At 44.0% G+C, this 18,016-nt stretch carries 15 protein-coding genes; all 15 read right to left on the bottom strand.

What is annotated here, in order from left to right; genetic code table 11:
• Window positions 1-75 precede the first annotated feature (75 nt).
• Window positions 76-963, bottom strand: a complete 888-nt coding sequence (locus V7D18_RS24405; RefSeq protein ID WP_426158316.1) for a TPM domain-containing protein — start codon at window positions 961-963, stop codon at window positions 76-78.
• A complete protein-coding gene (locus V7D18_RS24400) occupies window positions 960-2,003 on the bottom strand; it encodes a TFIIB-type zinc ribbon-containing protein (protein ID WP_426158314.1) in 1,044 nt (347 codons plus the stop codon). The genes V7D18_RS24405 and V7D18_RS24400 overlap by 4 nt, the downstream gene beginning before the upstream one ends.
• Window positions 2,000-3,169 (bottom strand): SPFH domain-containing protein, encoded by a 1,170-nt coding sequence (locus V7D18_RS24395; protein WP_426158312.1) that lies wholly within the window; start codon window positions 3,167-3,169, stop codon window positions 2,000-2,002. Before V7D18_RS24395 ends, V7D18_RS24400 begins: the two co-directional genes overlap by 4 nt.
• Window positions 3,170-3,225: 56 nt before the next feature.
• Complete coding sequence (locus V7D18_RS24390; protein ID WP_426158310.1) at window positions 3,226-4,053, bottom strand: deoxyribonuclease IV; 828 nt, start codon at window positions 4,051-4,053, stop codon at window positions 3,226-3,228.
• 13 nt (window positions 4,054-4,066) lie between these two features.
• Entirely contained in the window at window positions 4,067-4,978 is a 912-nt protein-coding gene (locus V7D18_RS24385; protein WP_426158308.1) for an ABC transporter permease, read from the bottom strand.
• Entirely contained in the window at window positions 4,956-5,918 is a 963-nt protein-coding gene (locus V7D18_RS24380; RefSeq protein ID WP_426158527.1) for an ABC transporter ATP-binding protein, read from the bottom strand. The genes V7D18_RS24385 and V7D18_RS24380 overlap by 23 nt, the downstream gene beginning before the upstream one ends.
• Window positions 5,918-8,410: a hypothetical protein gene (locus V7D18_RS24375; RefSeq protein WP_426158306.1), complete on the bottom strand. Its 2,493-nt coding sequence runs from the start codon at window positions 8,408-8,410 to the stop codon at window positions 5,918-5,920. The genes V7D18_RS24380 and V7D18_RS24375 overlap by 1 nt, the downstream gene beginning before the upstream one ends.
• 4 nt (window positions 8,411-8,414) lie before the next feature.
• Window positions 8,415-9,551: a sensor histidine kinase gene (locus V7D18_RS24370; RefSeq protein WP_426158304.1), complete on the bottom strand. Its 1,137-nt coding sequence runs from the start codon at window positions 9,549-9,551 to the stop codon at window positions 8,415-8,417.
• Entirely contained in the window at window positions 9,541-10,248 is a 708-nt protein-coding gene (locus V7D18_RS24365) for a response regulator transcription factor (protein ID WP_426158302.1), read from the bottom strand. Before V7D18_RS24365 ends, V7D18_RS24370 begins: the two co-directional genes overlap by 11 nt.
• A 146-nt stretch (window positions 10,249-10,394) precedes the next feature.
• Window positions 10,395-12,536, bottom strand: a complete 2,142-nt coding sequence (locus tag V7D18_RS24360) for an RNA degradosome polyphosphate kinase (RefSeq protein ID WP_426158300.1) — start codon at window positions 12,534-12,536, stop codon at window positions 10,395-10,397.
• The gene (locus V7D18_RS24355; protein WP_426158298.1) at window positions 12,536-14,104 is read right to left on the bottom strand and encodes an exopolyphosphatase; all 1,569 of its coding nucleotides are present in this window, start codon (window positions 14,102-14,104) and stop codon (window positions 12,536-12,538) included. The genes V7D18_RS24360 and V7D18_RS24355 overlap by 1 nt, the downstream gene beginning before the upstream one ends.
• Window positions 14,105-14,201: 97 nt before the next feature.
• Entirely contained in the window at window positions 14,202-15,491 is a 1,290-nt protein-coding gene (locus V7D18_RS24350; protein WP_426158525.1) for an ATP-binding protein, read from the bottom strand.
• Between the two features lie 57 nt (window positions 15,492-15,548).
• Window positions 15,549-16,685: a prephenate dehydratase gene (pheA, locus tag V7D18_RS24345; RefSeq protein WP_426158296.1), complete on the bottom strand. Its 1,137-nt coding sequence runs from the start codon at window positions 16,683-16,685 to the stop codon at window positions 15,549-15,551.
• Window positions 16,686-16,719: 34 nt separating this feature from the next.
• Window positions 16,720-17,478, bottom strand: a complete 759-nt coding sequence (locus tag V7D18_RS24340; protein ID WP_426158294.1) for a lysophospholipid acyltransferase family protein — start codon at window positions 17,476-17,478, stop codon at window positions 16,720-16,722.
• Between the two features lie 54 nt (window positions 17,479-17,532).
• Window positions 17,533-18,003 (bottom strand): putative ABC transporter permease, encoded by a 471-nt coding sequence (locus V7D18_RS24335; protein WP_426158292.1) that lies wholly within the window; start codon window positions 18,001-18,003, stop codon window positions 17,533-17,535.
• Window positions 18,004-18,016: the final 13 nt, after the last annotated feature.

Below are 18,016 nucleotides of genomic sequence, written 5' to 3'. Positions count from 1 at the left end.
ACAGGATAAAAGCTTCCTGCTTCTATCCTGTTTTACCATGGTCAATCACTTTATTCCGTCTCCTGCTGCTTTATGTTAAAATTTTCTGCCTCCGCCTCCCATGGTGCGGCCGGAGTTTGTATGAGTTGTACTTCTCCCTGAGGAAGACATGCCGCCTGAAGGCCGATTGTTTCCTCCTGTGTTACGAGGTATGATTACGTGGGTTACACTGGTGTTGACTAAATTGTCATTCCGGCTTGAATAATGGAATTCACAGTCTGCCCGGTAGGCCATCAGGGAATTACGTGCTCTTCCTCTCTCTTTTCCCATGGAGTACCCGCTCATCACACCGCCGCACACTGCTGCGCCGGATGCAGCTGCAATTAATACTGCCAAGGCAGCTTCATACCACTGTATGCTGCGATAAACACTTATTTTTCCCGTATCCGCATCGTAATTATACTGGCCTCCTGGTATTCCTTGCCGGTAATACTTCATCACTCCGTCCAGGTAAGTCCTGGCACAGGCAGCATAATCACCCTGGCTGATTTGTTTATATGCATCATCAAGAATCGCATTCCACCTCTTATCGGTCAAAAACCGGTTCATCTTACCTACAGGAAGGATATACATCTCCCGGTTATCCATATCGATTAAAAACAAAACACCACGGTAGTCACTTCCCACTCCGAATTTTCTTTCAATATAGAAGTTTTCCGCATACTCTTTAGCGGTTTTTCCACCGGTATCATCTGCAGTTGCTATCACCACATCCATATTCATCTCTTTTTTCATAGACTGGATTGTGGCCTCAAATTCCTTCTTCTGATCCGCCGTGAAAAGACCTGCATCATCAAAAACCCTGGTTTCGTTACTGCTGGTTTCCTGATTCTGTGCAGCATAAGCTACCGGCATTTTTCCAAATAACAGCAGCACAGTAAATAAAAACATTAAAATTCCGGAAAATAGTTTTGTTATCCTCATATAAAATACCCCACAAGCAGCATCAGCAGACACACAGGAACAAATATCCGGGCAAAAAGAAGCATCAGCTTACCTTTATCTACAGGAAGCTCACCGCATACTTTTCCGGTCTGTCCGTTAATCGTAAAATAATATATCCGATTCCTGCTCTCATCATTATAAGTAAGTGTCCACACCGGGAGAAGTGCATATTCCCAGGTCTCATCTTCTAACCGGATATCCTGATTCTGAACCCTTACGTGATCATAAGACGATATACTGTTACGCAGAGTATCTTCTGCAAAGTTTCTGATTTCGGTCTTTACCTCTTCCGTAAACTCCTGGTTCTCCATATCCCGCCGCTCTGCTACAAAACCGGAAAGATAACCCATATGAAAGGGTTTTAATTTATCAGTTTCAAAAGGCAGAACTCCTTCAATGAGTTTACGGTTTGCCTTCTTAAGTGCATTGCGAGGTACATGTTTCACAGGCATGGAACCGGAACGGTGTACTTCATATGTCTGAGTCTCCGTATATCTTCTGTCACCGCTTTCCCATACCCGGATCCTCTGTGCGCTCGCCTCCACGCTTCCCTGAGTCGTACAACTATATAGAAGATACGGAAAATATACGCCAGTAATCTTTTCAATCTGATCCTCACTGTAAAATGCCTTAGGAACATACCGTTTCTTTTTCATCCAGTCCCGGAAGATCTCCACAGCTTCTTTCTTTCCATAAGTAAAGGGAATCACATAATCCGGGTGAAACTCCCCGCTCAGCCGTCCGGATAAAATAACCGGATTATGGCAGTAATAACAAAATGATGCCGCAGTGGTATCATCTGTTACAATTTCAGCTCCGCAGCTGGGACAGGTATATAGCAACGTCTCTGCCTTCCCAGATGATTCTTTCTTTTCTTCCTGCGTTTTTTCTTTCTCATCCATTAATGCTTCCTGGGCAAATTCAGATAAACAATATTCGCAGGCATATTTCTGCTTTTGAGGATTAAACTTTAACGGTCCCCCGCAGTTGGGACACTTATATGAAATAATCTCACTCATGGCCTTGGCTTTCCGCATTCAGAACAGAATTTACCGGTGTTAATTGCTCCGCACCCACAGGTCCATGGACCCTCCGGCTTTTTGCTTCCGCATTCCGGGCAGAATTTTCCTGTGTTAACACTGCCGCAGCTGCAGGTCCACGTCTCCTGTGTACCTGCACTCTTCGCTGCCTGATTCATCTGCATCTGGTTTGCATTGGCTGCTGACGCAGCACCCATGAATCCGCCCGCTGTATTCATTCCCATACCCATGCCCATAAAACCTGCCAGAGACCCGTTTGCATTGCTTCCGGCCGCTTCTATTCCTCTGGCTGCCGCCCCCTGGACATAGCCTTCCCGCACACCGGGATCGCTGAGCATTGCTCCCTGGTTTCTCATCTGGATTAAAGCTTTGGATTCTTCATCGTAGGAGATGCTTGCAATTCCCACGGACTGGATTTCCATTCCTCTTCCGGCTCTCCACTGATCATCTAATACATCTGCCATATACTGCCCCAGTTCTCTTCCCTTTGAAGCCACATAGGAAATCCGGATTCCATCCGCAGACATCTGATTGATGGAAGACTGGAGTGCTTCTAAAAATTCCGATAAATACTGCCCGTTAATGTCCTCAACCTCAACATGCTCCGCATTCTTCGGCACAGCCTCTGCATAAAAAAGGAATGGGTCTGTCACTTTAATGGAATACGTACCATGTGCTCTTAAAAACAGCTCCGCATTATAAAACTGGTCGAAATAATTGATGGGATTGGGTGTACCAAACTTGATTCCCTTGATTTCCTGCAGATTAATGAAATAAACTTTCTGGGAGGTAGGTGTCTGACCTCCAAAGCGGACACGGTCAAAGGATTCGCTGACTGCTTCCTTTAGCTGCCCGTTAAACAGAGAAGGCATGGAGGAATTCTTTACGGTAAAATATCCCGGTTCTCCTGTATAATCAATCACCTTTCCTCCGTCAACCAAAAGCATAAACTGGTTGGGATAAACATGAATGACCGACCCGTCTGATACCGTATTATCCGTTCCCTTTGTATTGGATCCCTTCCGGACCTTTACCCCGCTGGTAAATATGGTCTGGTCTCCCATGCTGCCTGCCTCTATCACTTCCAGCCACTGGTCTGCCAGTGAGCCTCCGATTGCTGAAGTCAATGCTTTCACAATGCCCATTCCGATTCCTCCTTTAGAATTTTATTTCATATTATACTGCACATATGATACTCTGCCTATCCCTTACTGCGCATCATAGCGATTTCTTTTGCATATCCAGGTAAATCATTGGGAGTTTCCAGATAGAAAGGCAGATTTTTAAGACCTGGATGTTCCACAATCCGTTTTAACGCATCAAATCCAATCATTCCCTGGCCAATTGCCGCATGCCGGTCTTTGTGAGAACCAAGGGGATTTAAACTGTCATTTAAATGAATGGCTTTCAGCTTAGACAGTCCGATAATCCGGTCAAATTCATGAAGAACTCCGTCTAAATCTCCGGCAATATCGTAGCCTGCATCCCAAACATGACAGGTATCCAGACACACTCCCATACATTCTTTCTCCTGGACCCGGTCGAGAATTTCCCGCAGTTCTTCAAATGTTTTTCCAACCTCACTGCCCTTACCTGACATGGTTTCCAACAAAACCGTGGTATTCTGATGCGGTTCTAAAATCTGGTTCAGCATAAGAGAAATATAATGGATTCCCGCTTCCGTCCCCTGACCGGTATGGCTTCCGGGATGAAAATTATAACAGTTTCCCGGAATATACTCCATCCGCTCTAAATCATCCTTCATGGTATCTCTGGCCAGTGTTCTTAACCCTTCGTCTGCAGAGCAGGCATTCAGTGTGTATGGAGCATGGGCCAGAATTCTGCTAATACCATGCTCCTCTGCAAAAGAGAGAAAACGCCCGATATCCTCCGGGTCAATCTTTTTGGCTTTAGTGCCTCTGGGATTTCTTGTAAAAAACTGAAATGTATCCGCACCAATCTTCACAGCCTCTTTGCCCATGGCAAGAAACCCTTTTGAAGAAGACAGATGACAGCCGATTGTCAGCATAAAAATCTCCTTCCTATTTTCTTCTCATTTTTCTTCGCTTCGACTGACCAACCCCTTTGACTGCAATAAAAATAAATATGGCTGCCAGAAAAAGCTGGATTAAGATGCTAAGAAGCACCCAGTTCTCCATGATAAAGTTATCCGGATGAGGTCCAAACCAGGTATTTAAGCTGTTAATCACCTGATTATCACCTGCCTGGCGGTTAATCATCACATAAAAGGTTGCCACTGGATTTAAAAGAAGCAGATACAGCCATGCACCGGAGCTGGCCTGATCGGTCACTCCGTTTATGCTTGAAACGTATGAGCTGTTCACATTCATTCTTGCCAGTGACAGCATAAATATATTCACTGCATAAGTTCCTGCTCCGATAAAAACCAATACTCCATAGCTCACCACAGTCGCTACAGTAGACCGTTTGAACAGGGAGGAAAAACAAATTCCCATACTTCCGCAAAGAAGCGCCACTGTCAGATAGCACAGCAGTAAAAGAAACGCATCGTAAATCATCACTCCGCCGTATACAAAAGAAACTGCAAGCAAAGGGAAGCTGGATACGACCATTAAAAACATGGTGCTGAAAGAAGATAAAAGCTTTCCCCAGATAATTTCTGACGGCTTCATGGTGGTAGTCAGCAGGATATCAAGTGTCTGCCGCTCTCTTTCACCGCTTATGCTTCCCGCAGTAAGTGCCGGCATGATAAACATCAGCAGGACAAATTCCACGACTGCAACAAATACGTATAAATTAGTAAAAGAAGAATACTGGATCTCAGCCGTCAGTTTTACCCGTTCTACTACGGAATACATATTCAGCAGAATTACCAGAGCCAGTATGGAATTAAAAATCACCAGAATCAGTGCCAGACGGAAGCTTCTGGCGCTGACCATTGTCTCCCGTTTATAAACCGGATTCATTTTCATGTACAAGCACCGCCTTTTCTTTATCAGGATCTGTAATCTGCATAAATAAGGATTCCAGGCTTCCCTGTTCCCTGCAAAATCCATGGACCATCACTTCCGCATCAATCAGCTGCTGAAGCAAAAGTGCCTCATCCTGCTGGTCTCCAATGAAATTCACACGGATATCCCCTTCCTTCACTGCAATCGTCTGAACACAGGGCTGGCTTTTTAAAATGGTAAGTGCCTTTTCCTTACTGCCGAGAATGGAGATAATAAGGGGGTTGGTTGCATTCACCCGTTTTAAAATCTCTTCCATGCTGCCGCTTAAAACCATCTTTCCCTGATCAATGATTCCGATATCGGTACACAGTTCAGACAATTCAGATAGAACGTGGGAGCTGATTAATATGGTCTTTCCCTGTTCTCTCAGCTCTTTTAAAATCTCCTTAAATTCAAACCGTGTTCTGGGGTCCAGACCGGATGCAGGCTCGTCAAGGACCAGCAAAAGGGGATCATGGATCAGAGCTCTGGCCAGGCATAAACGCTGCTTCATCCCTCTTGATAAGCTGTCTACATAGAAATCCGATTTATCTTCCAGCCCTACCTGTTCCAAAAGAGTCATATACCGGCTTCTTGCTTTCAGACCATTAATACCATAGCAGGACGCAAAAAATTCCATGTATTCATTCACCTTCAAATTATCATACACACCGAAAAAATCGGGCACATATCCGATTTTCTCTTTCAGCTGGTTTAAACCGTCAGACACATCTGTCCCGTCAATGAATACCTGCCCGCTGTCTGCGAACAGAAGCCCTGTCATAATCTTAATGGCAGTCGTCTTTCCCGCCCCGTTTGGTCCTACAAAACCATAAAGGGAGCCTTTGGGAATCATAATATCCAGCCCATTTAAGGCATGGAATTTTCCGAATTTTTTCTTCAGATCTTTAATCTCTAATATCATTTATCCCTCCCCAGAACCATCAGCATGGGCAGTGTAACATACCAGTTGTTTTCCACCGTATCCTCACAGACATATTTGACTGTCAGCGTATTGCCTGGCGACAAATAAGGGCTCAGTTCTGCTGCTGTATATTCTGTCTTTCCTGAATCCATGGGATCGTAATTGCCAGTATCATGATTATAAAAATATATATTTCCCTTAAATATATTGGTATAGTTGGTGCTTTGATTATTTAAAAATTCTTCAGCAGGATTCTCAAATATGAGTTTTTCCACACTTAAATCATTTCCAAGAGAATATTCCAGGGAGACCGGATCTACGCCGTAAATGGCATTGGAATCCGAATAGTACTGCCCGCTTACTGACACAGGCATTTTCATCAGCGCAGACCGGTATGTCTCATCATTCTTTCTTGATTTCACATCAATGGTAGAGGTATACATCGTCACTCCATAAGTCTCATATCCACTGTTCGTAAGGAACTGGCTGTCTTTCTGATCCTCGCTAAATGCCACGATCCGTGCTTCCTGATTGTAAAAGGATGAATATCTGTCCAGATAAAAGCTTAATATATTGGTTCTTGACAGAGCCAGCATATAATCAGGATCTTCAATATCTGCCTTTGAATACTGATAGCTTCCTGTCACTCTGGCGGATACCTGGAATGAGTTGTTTATGGGATAATTAATTACAGGAGTACCATCAAGCTTTTTGGTCTCCCCGGGCTTTAACTCATCGATGACCACCATTTTTCCATACATGAGAATGCCAACCTTTTCTACAGAAAAAGGATATTCATTGGTGACTGTTCCGTAGACATTCCCCTTAAACAGAGTGATATCACCCCAAAGGCCCTTCCGGTTCTCATTTAAGGTTCTCTTCTTCAGTGCATAGTATTTGGGAGCAAATGCAGCCGCATTCTGTACAGAAACTCTTGTACCGTCTTCCTCATAGCTGATCCGGACATTATAATCTTCACTTCCGGTAAATTTCGGTACAGGCTCCCTTTCATAAGACTTGCTCCTGGTTATGGGGAGGAGACTGTAGGAAGGATCCAGAAGTATGGAATAGGCCCTGTTATAAGGAGTCCTCATATTGATATATGTATATTCATCTTCAAATTTTTCCGAGTTATCAAAAATCGTAGCATAGGTAAAAAAGGTATCACGAAAACGTGTCCTTACTCCCATAAAATAAACCAGCACAGTAAATAAAAGGGATACTGCCACAATCGCAGTCCGGTAATAACGCCTGCCATCCTTCCGCTTTAAGTACAGATAGGTGCCCGGCCCTACTAGTGCTATATAGGACAAAATGACAATGGAATAAAATACAAGCCCCGGCAGCTTATCTACATCCCCGGTATTAAGCATATTCTGAACTGACCAGAACTGACCGGAATTACCGCTGTATAAAAAAGAAGATAAATTATTTAATCTGGTATCCCCTAACAATGCGGTAAACAGCTTATCAACATAGGAGCGCTGTACCTCACAGAATGGAGCGATATCTACAAAATCATAGGCCGCAACTCCCACGACTCCTTTCCCTCTGGCTGCTGCGGTAAGAACCGGAAACTGGTCATTTGCCAGGACACCGGTTCCTCCTTTTAAAGAAATATCGGCACAGACCAGGTTCATAAAGGAATCACCAGGGCCATTGGTTGCATATTCCACTCCCATATCCACAGACTTTTCTGCAGGAACTGCGTAATCCTCATTCAAAAGATCTGACTGGAAGGCATACAGCGTATCATCCGCGCGGGCACCGGTTCCTATAAGAAGAGTTCCGCCTTCCTTCACCCACTCCATAATGGCCTGGATCTGATCTTTCGACAGTTTCCTGGTATCATAATCTGTTATGACGAGAACATCAAGCAGATCCAGACCGATCACATGATCCGGCAGCTGCTCCGTCTGCAGCTGGAATGTCCTTATTCTCACCGCGCTGTAATTGACACCTACTCCCTCCATATAGGACAGCTTATCCGGCTCATCGGAAAGCACACCTACATAAAGCTCGGCTACGTCAGTGGGGACATTCATCTTTAAGCGCTTACGTATCAGTTCCGTTCCCTGGGAATCTAACAGCTTTACATATAAAATATCCGCCCTTCCTACCGGAACATCAAGGGATTCCTCTGCAGACCCCATGGCGTCTAATGAAATGGGATAATCATATTGATAAATGTCATAGTCGGATTCCATCGCCTCCACACGTACTGTGCCGTTAAAAGGGGAATCTGACTGGCTTTTCAGTGTAAAATTTACCGGAACATAACGGTCTGACTTGGCATTCCCATCGTATCCATAGGAAACCTCCATGCCAATACCAGAATAATTCTCACCGCCGTATTCTTCGGAATAGGAACTTTCCCCATTCCCTCCATTCTCCGGACCATTTGCGGTCATGCCGAAAGCAGGCAGCAAAGTGCTGCCTGCCAACGTGAGCGCCATGGCACAAATCAGGGATATCTGTCTGACTTTCATTTTGTCACCCTATCTTTCCAAAGTTCTCTTTATTCACATCAAAATTCGTTTTCAGCTTCACCGTAAATACAGTTCCGGATAAATCACTGGTCACATCGATGGTTCCTCCATGCATATCCACGATGCTTTTGGAAATGGCTAGCCCCAGTCCGGTTCCTCCTGTATTGGTGGAACGGGACTGCTCCACACGGTAAAACTTATTGAAGATCAGAGGAAGTTCTTCTTCCGGTATGACATAACCGTAGTTTACCACCTGGATGGACACAAGGCCTTCGCCGCCATGTACTTTTACCAGGATCCGCTTTCCATCTGCTCCGTATTTGATTGCATTATTAATGAGATTATCAAACAGACGGGCCAGAAGATTGGCATCTGCAGAAACGATCTGGATGGGGACATTGCTTTGCAGCTCATAGGAAAGATTCTTATCCATAAAACTGGGATAAAACTCTTCCAAAAGCTGGCTTAAAAGCTTTATGACATCCACTTTTGTTACATTCATGGAAATCTTTCCGTAATTAAGTTTTGTAAAACCAAATAAGTCTTCGATCAGCTTTTCCAGCCGCTTTGTCTTTACGTATGCAATCCCTATGTACTTTTTCTGCACTTCCTGGTCAATGGCTCCCTCCTTGGATAAGAGCTCCAGATAACCGATGATGGAAGTAAGGGGAGTCCGCAGGTCATGAGCGATGTTGGTGATCAGTTCATTCTTTGTCCGTTCTGCCTCCCGCTCCTTATCCATTAAATCCCTTAAATCCCCTACCATCTTGTTTAAACTGGCAGCCATGACGGAGAATTCGTCATCTCCTTCAAGGTCCACCGTTATATTTAAGTCTCCTTCCGAAATCCTCTGCATGGCATCGGAAATCCTCCCGATATAACGCATGGATTTTTCCTGAAGAAGGAGAAACGTAACTGCGAATATGCCGATTCCAAATACAACATAGATGAGTATCACCACCACATCAAAAGAGGTGAGCATTTCAAGGAAAACATTGTCCTTTTGAGTGCTCCTCATATATGATGCAATCAGAGATACGTTGGTTACCAAAAATATCTCGATCAGAACCGTAACAATTGCACTGTAAAATATATTGGCAATGACCCGGGTATGGAAACGGCGGTTGATATCATTTTTCAATTTTGTATCCTACCCCCCAAACAGTTGTGATGATCTTGTTCTGTCTGGTGTCTTCCTTCATCTTACCTCTCAGACGCCTGATATGTACCATTACTGTGTTATTGGCTTCATATACCTTTTCATTCCACACTTTTTCAAATATCTCATCTGTACTGAACACTCTTCCCGGATTGGAAGCCAGCAGATACAGGATATCAAATTCGATTGGAGTAAGCTTTATCTCCTCTCCATATACAGTCACCTTATGATTATCCTTATTGATGGTCAGTCCCCGGATTCCTATTTCATTCTTTGCCGATTCGTTTACCGCACTGTTGGGATTAAGCTGGGTATAACGGCGCAGCTGAGATTTGACTCTGGCAGTCAGTTCCAGCGGATTAAAGGGTTTTGTTACATAATCATCAGCTCCGGTTCCAAGTCCTAAAATCTTATCTAAATCTGTTGACTTGGCACTGAGCATAATAATTGGAATGTTGTTGGTCTCCCGTACCTTCTTGCACATGGAAAGGCCATCCATTCCAGGCATCATAATGTCTAAGAGTACCAGATGAATCTGATTTTTATTAAGAACCTCCAGCCCCTCTTCCGCATTGTTTGCCTTGTATACTTTATATCCGTCACTGACCAGATAAATCTCCACCAGATCCGCAATCTCTTTCTCGTCATCCACAACCAGAATGCTTATTGTCTCGGACATTGAAAAATACCTCCCTTGTCGTTATGTAAGCGGCGTTCTCACGTTGAAAAAGAAAAAGCCTGCATCCATTTTACCACAAGAAAGGTATATTTGCCTTACTATTTTCTTACAAAAAAGCTATAAAACGGTAAATCAGGAACTCCCTCTCAGCCCTGACTTTCCGTGGGAATAAACACCCTGTTGCCAGCGGGATCCAGTCTGCCAAGTTCTGCCCTGACATAAAGGGCGGCCTCCTCACAGAACTGCTCCTGGCAGTTGATCAGTGTCTTTCCTCTCTTATCCGGTTTTTCCCATGTTCCGTCCAGCTGCAGAATATGAGTCTTTACATTGTCCTCTAATTGTACTTTCAGGACATGCATAATCCGTTCCAACAGTCTCTCATCCTCTACAGGGAACATTATTTCCACCCGTTTATCAAGATTTCTCGGCATCCAGTCAGCACTTCCAAGATAAAGCTCCGGGCTTCCGTCATTTTCAAAATAGAAGATTCTGGCATGTTCCAGGAAATTTCCAACGATGGAACGCACTGTGATATTTTCACTTAAGCCGGGGACTCCTGCTTTCAGACTGCAGATTCCTCTGACAATGAGCTGTATGGCCACTCCCGCACAGGAAGCCTCATACAGTGCAGCAATTACTTCTTTGTCACACAAAGAGTTCATCTTGGCTATAATATGAGCCGGCTTACCGGCAGCCGCATTCTTCGCTTCCCGCCGGATCATCTTTAGAAATCTGGCTCTCAGCCAGATAGGTGCCACCACCAGCTTATTCCAGTGAAGGGGTTCCGAATACCCGGAAAGCATGTTAAATACTGCCGTCGCATCTTCTCCGATCTGTGGATTGCAGGTCATAAGGCCTAAATCCGTATAGAGCTTCGCTGTAGAATCGTTGTAATTTCCGGTACCGAGATGAACGTAGCGGCGTATTCCGTCCTCTTCCCTGCGCACTACCAGGGTTATTTTGCTGTGAGTCTTTAATCCCACCAATCCATAGATTACGTGGCAGCCCGCTTTTTCCAGTTTTTTTGCCCAGTTGATGTTATTTTCCTCGTCAAAACGGGCTTTTAATTCTACGAGAACGGAAACCTGCTTTCTATTATCAGCAGCTTCCAGAAGTGCTGCAATGATAGGCGAATTGCCACTGACCCGGTAAAGCGTCTGTTTAATTGCCAGGACTTCCGGATCCCTGGCAGCCGTTTTTACAAACTGAACCACAGGGTCAAAGGTCTGGTAAGGATGGTGAAGGAGAATATCCCCCTTGCGGATATTGGTAAAGATATCATCCTCATTCATCAGCTCAGGTACCTGCTGGGGAACGTATGGAACTTCCTTTAAATGGTCAAAACCTTTAATCCCGTACATCTTCATAAGAAAAGTCAGATCTAAAGGTCCTGCAATCTCAAATATGTCACTGGAGCTTATATTTAACTCTCTCTTTAAGATCTTTAAAAGGCGTTTATCCATTTTCTCTTCCACTTCAAGTCGAATGGCCTCTCCCCACTGGCGTTTCTTTAGCTGCTTCTGAATTTCTTCCAGAAGATCCACCGCTTCCTCCTCATCAATGGTAAGATCGGCATTTCTCATGACACGGAAGGGGTGAGTGGTGACAACATTGTAATTTAAAAACAGACTTTCCATGTTCCGCTCAATGATCTGCTCCAGAAGAATGAAGGATCTCTCCCCTGATTCACCAGCTGGAAGCTCCACGATTCTCGGCAGAACACTGGGAACCTGAACCATGGCAAATTCAAGCTCCTCTTCACCGCTTTTCTTTTTCAGAAGAGCAGCGATATTTAAGGATTTATTCCGGATTAACGGAAATGGTCTGGAGGAATCCACCGCCATGGGAGTCAGAACTGGATAGACATCTCTTTCAAAATACGTATCTGCAAACTTTCCCTCTGATTCACTTAAATCCTCATGGCTGGAGATGACACGCAGCCCGTTTAACTTAAGGGCAGGAAGAATGGATCGGTTGTAGGTGGAATATTGCACAGAAACAAGCTCATGAGTCTGCTCACTGATCCTCTCCAGCTGTTCATCTGCTTTCATACCGGCAATATCAGGCTTGGTATATTTTGCATGAACCATATCTTTCAAGGAAGCCACACGTACCATATAAAACTCATCAAGGTTAGAAGCTGTGATACTCAAAAACTTCAGCCGTTCAAAAAGCGGCAGACTTTTATCTCTTGCCTCACTAAGTACCCGGTAATCAAACTCGATCCAGCTCAGCTCCCGATTTACATAATTATCCGGATTGTAATATATTTCATTGATGTCTGCCATCAGGATAACCTCCTCTTCTGCCTGAGTACAGGCCTGATACCAAATATCTCCTCAAAAAAATCCGCCTTCTGATTAAATGATAATGCTTCCAGTGTCATATCCCCTTCATAAGAAGTGGTTACCACAAGCTTACCATCCTTAGCAATCATCCGGTTATCTGATAATTTTTGTTTATGACTGCGGTCCATAGAATTGGCAAGCCTCAATATTGCAGTCAGCTTGGCGATTAAAATGGTGATATCTTCATGAGACAGCTCTCCTTTTGTATTGCGGAACAATTCTTCATTGAGCTGTACCCGGTTATAATCAAAATCCACGCCGTTGTATCTTACCACATTGGCAATAATTTCCCGTTCCATATGGGATAAACCAATAATTTCAGTTGACATAATAATATTATAAGCGGATTCGCTGGGCTTTCTCATACTGATAAATTTACCGCAGGCATGCAGGATGGCAGCAATCTGTAAAAGAAGGCGCTCCCGTTTTCCCATACCGTGGAACTTTTTCATACTGTCGAAAATAGTGAGTACATATTTTTCCATATGGACGGTATGAGGACCGTGGCACTTGTATCGTTTTGCCATGTTCCTGGAAGCAGCAAGAATATCCTCTGAAAAATCATGATGAAATTTGACTGACTTAGCCTCTTCCGCATATTCTGCAGCGATGCTGTCACATAAGCGGATTCCGGGGATCCAGAACATCTCAGCTCCGGTCAGCTCCAGAACACGTTTAAATATAATTGCGGCAGGGACCAGGAGAGCGGCATATTCAGCATTGACTCCAAACCGGTCCTGAATCTGATCCAGTGACATCAGCTTAATCTTTTCATGGAATACCATGAATTCCTCTGCAGTGATCCACTCTACCGGCTTTCCTCCATGACTTTCTCTGGACAGATAGAGAATACTTTCTCCGATACCGATGAGATTTTTAATCTCACGGTCTCTTAAATAAACCTTCCGGAAAGTGTTTAACTCATTATCCACCATCTCTTCTATGAGGGTATTCTGCATCTGGGTACTCACCTGCATATCACCCATCATCTCACGGATTCTCAATACTCCAAGCATCAGATTCTGAGTGGATATGAGGGCATCCTTATCAAATAAGGAAACCTGCATACTGCCGAACCCCACATCTACGATGGCAGTCCCCTTCTGTATAATCTTGTTAAACTCCGCATCCTTGGAAGCGATTGCTTTATAACTGATGAAGCGCTGCTCCGAGTTGCTGATAATCTGAACCTCAATACCGGTTCTTACCCGGATCTGATCCAGCACAATCTGACTGTTTTTTGCTTCCCGAAGTGCGCTGGTTGCATAGGCACGATATCCTGTCACTTTATAGGACTGCATAATATCTGCGAAGTCCTCGATCACTTTACACATTTCATCTACTAATTCATAACGGATTTTTCCATTTTTATAGGTGTCCCTTCCAAGGGCGATGACATGGCGGACATGATCAATCTTGCGGATTCCCGTTTTGGGGGAAATCTCATAGATGCCAAGTTCAAGTTCAAAAGATCCCACATCAATAGCGGCAAATAGTCTGATTGCCATACTTGTCCTCCTCACTGCCCTCTTCAGGACAGTTTTTTACTATTCTACCTTATTTTTTTACCTTTTGTGTCAAATATCGGTAAAATCTGCAAAAATATTAACACTTTTCCTGCTTTGCCAGAAGATAGGTGATAAACTGATTTGCTGTTCTGCCTGATAAACCGCCATGACTAAGCTCCCATATATTTGCCTTTTCATACAGTTCCTCCAAAGGCATTGAAATCTGGCTGCGGGCTGCCAGCTGTTTTACAATCTCTTTAAATTCAGCCGGTTCCGGCGCTCCATAATAGATGGTTACTCCAAAACGGGCAACCAGGGAAAGCTTCTCCTGGACGGTATCATTATTATGTAATTCATCATCCAGTTGCCTCTTGTCGCTGAATTTCTCACGGATTAAATGACGGCGGTTTGAGGTAGCATAGATTAAAACATTGCCTGGTTTCTTTGCAAGTCCTCCCTCTATGATAGCCTTTAAATACTTATATTCCAGTTCTGTATCCTCAAAAGACAAATCATCCATATAAATGATAAATTTATAATTTCTGTCTTTTATCTGCTCCTGTATCTTTGAAAGAGTATGAAACTGATGCTTATAAACTTCAATAATCCGCAGCCCTTTGTCATAATATTCATTTAAAATCGCTTTGATGCTTGATGATTTTCCAGTTCCGCTGTCTCCGAACAAAAGAACGTTGTTGGCCGGTTTACCGTTTATAAACGCTTCTGTGTTCTCAATTAATTTTTCTTTCTGCCGTTCATACCCCACAAGATCATTTAAATAAATGTGATCCATGCTTGTAATAGGTATAATCTTTGGATCCGTACCTGTCTCTTCCACACGAAAGGCTTTATTTAAGCCGAATTTACCCACGCCGAAATTCTTATAAAATGAAGTAATTTTCTCTCCGAACGCCTGCACATCCGGTGCCTTTTTTAACTCCACTGCAAGCGTCACAATCTGATCCCGGATTCGTTTGTTATAGATTTTACTGTTTCCGTCATTAGCCCGGTAATCAGAAAGAGCCGCCCATATACCGCTTTCTTCCCCGCAGTCCAGTTTGCAGATGTCCTGGTCAAACAGCTCCTTCATAATTTTAAAATCATGGGCAGCCAGATCATTCAGTGTGCCCTTAACAGGACCCGTAATTTCACAGGAAGTGCTGTAAGCATTCTCGTGATCTGCAAGGCATAATGCTAAAAAACAATGCCAGAGATTCCCCTCAAAGCCATAGGACGACGCCAGCTCGATTAGCTGACCGGCACAGGCACAGGATTCCGGCATTGTTTCTTTCATTTGCTCCGCTTGCGGAGTCAGCTGTCTTAAGATCTGGTCAAAAAGCTTCTGATATTTTAAATCCCGGTATAAAATCAGTTCCTTCAATTTAATTCCTCCCTGTGTAAATGGAAGTCCGGCCTGGATCCAGGCCGAACTTCTTAGTAAGCATTAATAATTTCCCAAAACCCTCATATTGCGTCCTTCTTCTAAAATGCCCTTTAAAGCATTCTGAATCGAGGGTTCACTTAAATTTCCTTCCATATCTACGAAGAAACGGTATTCCCAGTTTCTTCCGGGAATCGGTCTGGATTCAATCATAATCATGCTGATTCCGTTATAGATCATATTACTCAGAATGTTATAGAGAGTACCGCTTTTATGGGGCAGTTCAAAACTGATACTGACTTTTTGTGCATCCTCCCTGTATATCCTTTTGTTGGACAGGATAATGAACCGTGTGGTGTTGCACTTGTTATGATTGACAGAAGCTTTAAGGACTTTCAGTCCATAGAGTCTGGCAGCAATCTCACTTGCTACAGCTGCCTGAGACGGATCTCCTTCTTCTAAGATCTTTTTCGCAGCAGCAGCAGTATTCTCCACGCTGATCTGCTTCCAGTTCCTGTTATCATTTAGAAATTCTGAACACTGCATCAACGCCTGGGGGTGGGAAAATACAGTGCGGATGTCTTCCGGACTGGCATCGGGAAGCCCCAGCAGTGCATGGTTTACGGGTAAAAATGTTTCCGCCACTATATAATTGCTATACTTCATCAGCAGGTCATAGTTATCAATCACTGCTCCTGCAGAGGAATTTTCAATGGGGAGTACGGCATAATCTGCACGTCCTGACTCCACTTCCTTCATGGCATCCTCAAAAGTCGCCACATGATAAAAGCTTTTATCAGTGCCGAAATACTGAAGCGCTGCAGCATGGCTGTACGCACCCTCTACGCCCTGATAGACCACACGGGCATCCGTTATAGGAATGGTTTTCACCGGACGAAAGGTCTCTTCCCCTTTCATTCCGTGTTCCGCCATCAGCTTATACTGATAATGGCGGCTGATGGTCATCATCTGGGTAAACAGTTCGCTGACTGCCTGCTTCATGAATCCGTCATCCACCATTCCGGTTACGGAATCAATCTTTTGCATCTCTCTTTCCTTATCATAAACCGGTTTTCCGGTTTCAATCTTAAATTCAGCCACCTCACCGCTCAGTCTCATCCTCTTTTCAAACAGCGCTACGATTTCACGGTCAATGCCGTCAAGCTGTTCTCTGATCTCCAGCAAGTCTAATTTTTTCATATGTCCATTCCTCTGCCTTATCTGTTGGTCTTCTTTACCGCCCTGCCAGCTTTCCCTGATGTGAAAGTTCTGCTTCCAGCATATCTTCAATCTGTTTTTTTACATAAGCACCCGGAAATTTTTTAAATTCCGGTTCCAGCTCCTTCACACGAAAGGGCTCTCCGAATTCAATGGTCACTTTAGAAGAACGAATGAATGGGAGGTGCTTTTCAAAAACTTCCGCAGTCCCGGTTATGGCAACAGGAACTACCGGGCATCCGCTTTTTTCTGCTATTTTTAAGCTGCCTTCCTTAAAAGGAAGAAGCTTCCTAATATCTTCATTTGAATTCCGGGTTCCTTCCGGGAATATCCAGACAGAAATTCCACTTTTCACCTGCTCGATGCCCAGAAGAATGGTTTTTAACCCTTCCTTTAGATTCTGTCTGTCTAAAAACAGGCAGTTGACATATTTCATCCAGGTGGAGAGAAGGGGGATCTTTTCCATCTCCTTTTTTGCTACAAAACCAATCAGGCCGGGAACAGTGGTATAACCAACAAGAATATCGAAATAGCTTCTATGGTTTCCCACATATAAGACTGCCTCGTTCTTTGGTATCTTTTCTTTCCCTTTCACTGTAATTTTAACACCTGCAAAAAACAGGATGATCTTAAATATCCACCGCACTTTGGAAATACTCTGCTCATCACGATGACGGCGGTTATTTTTTCCGATCAGGCTTTCAGCAATCAGGACCGGAATGCTTAAAATCAGGTAAATAATAACGGTTGCTGCTACAAGAATAAATCGAATCATTGGTCTAGTCCTCCATTCCATCTATTATATAGAATGGTTTCTTTAATTACAATACTACCTGCCTTTCTTTTTTGTAATTTGTTCGAACAATAATCCCGTAGCAAACCACAGCGGTGCGAAATCAAGGCGGATCAGTCCGTCAATGTTGGTGCTCCTGCCGGTATAGTCCCATGGGCACATTCCCCTGCCCCGCAAAAGCGATCCGGAAAAGTACTCCGCCACAAAGATCAGCACCATATAGAGAAATCCGTGACGGATGGCAATATCCGTCCGCGCTGCCGCCAGACCGGTTCTGGGATTAACCCAGCTGTCAATCAGCATTCCGATGGGCGCCAGCAATGCTCCGCAGCCATAAATAGGAAACATAAGAAGAGATGTCTGCCCCATCAGCCGCCAGTCATGGCGGAGAATGGAGTCTGTTGAAGTAAATAGTACCTCCAGGCACCAGCCTGTAACCCCGCATTTACAAAAATTTAAGGGTAATTCTTTTAGGTTTAATTGTGATAGTATCTTCATAAGCTTCATTATGTGCCGGTCA

Source organism: Lacrimispora sp. 38-1 (genome assembly GCF_049890855.1).
Classification (GTDB): Bacteria; Bacillota; Clostridia; order Lachnospirales; family Lachnospiraceae; genus Lacrimispora.
This window is presented reverse-complemented; position numbering and strand designations above follow the sequence as displayed.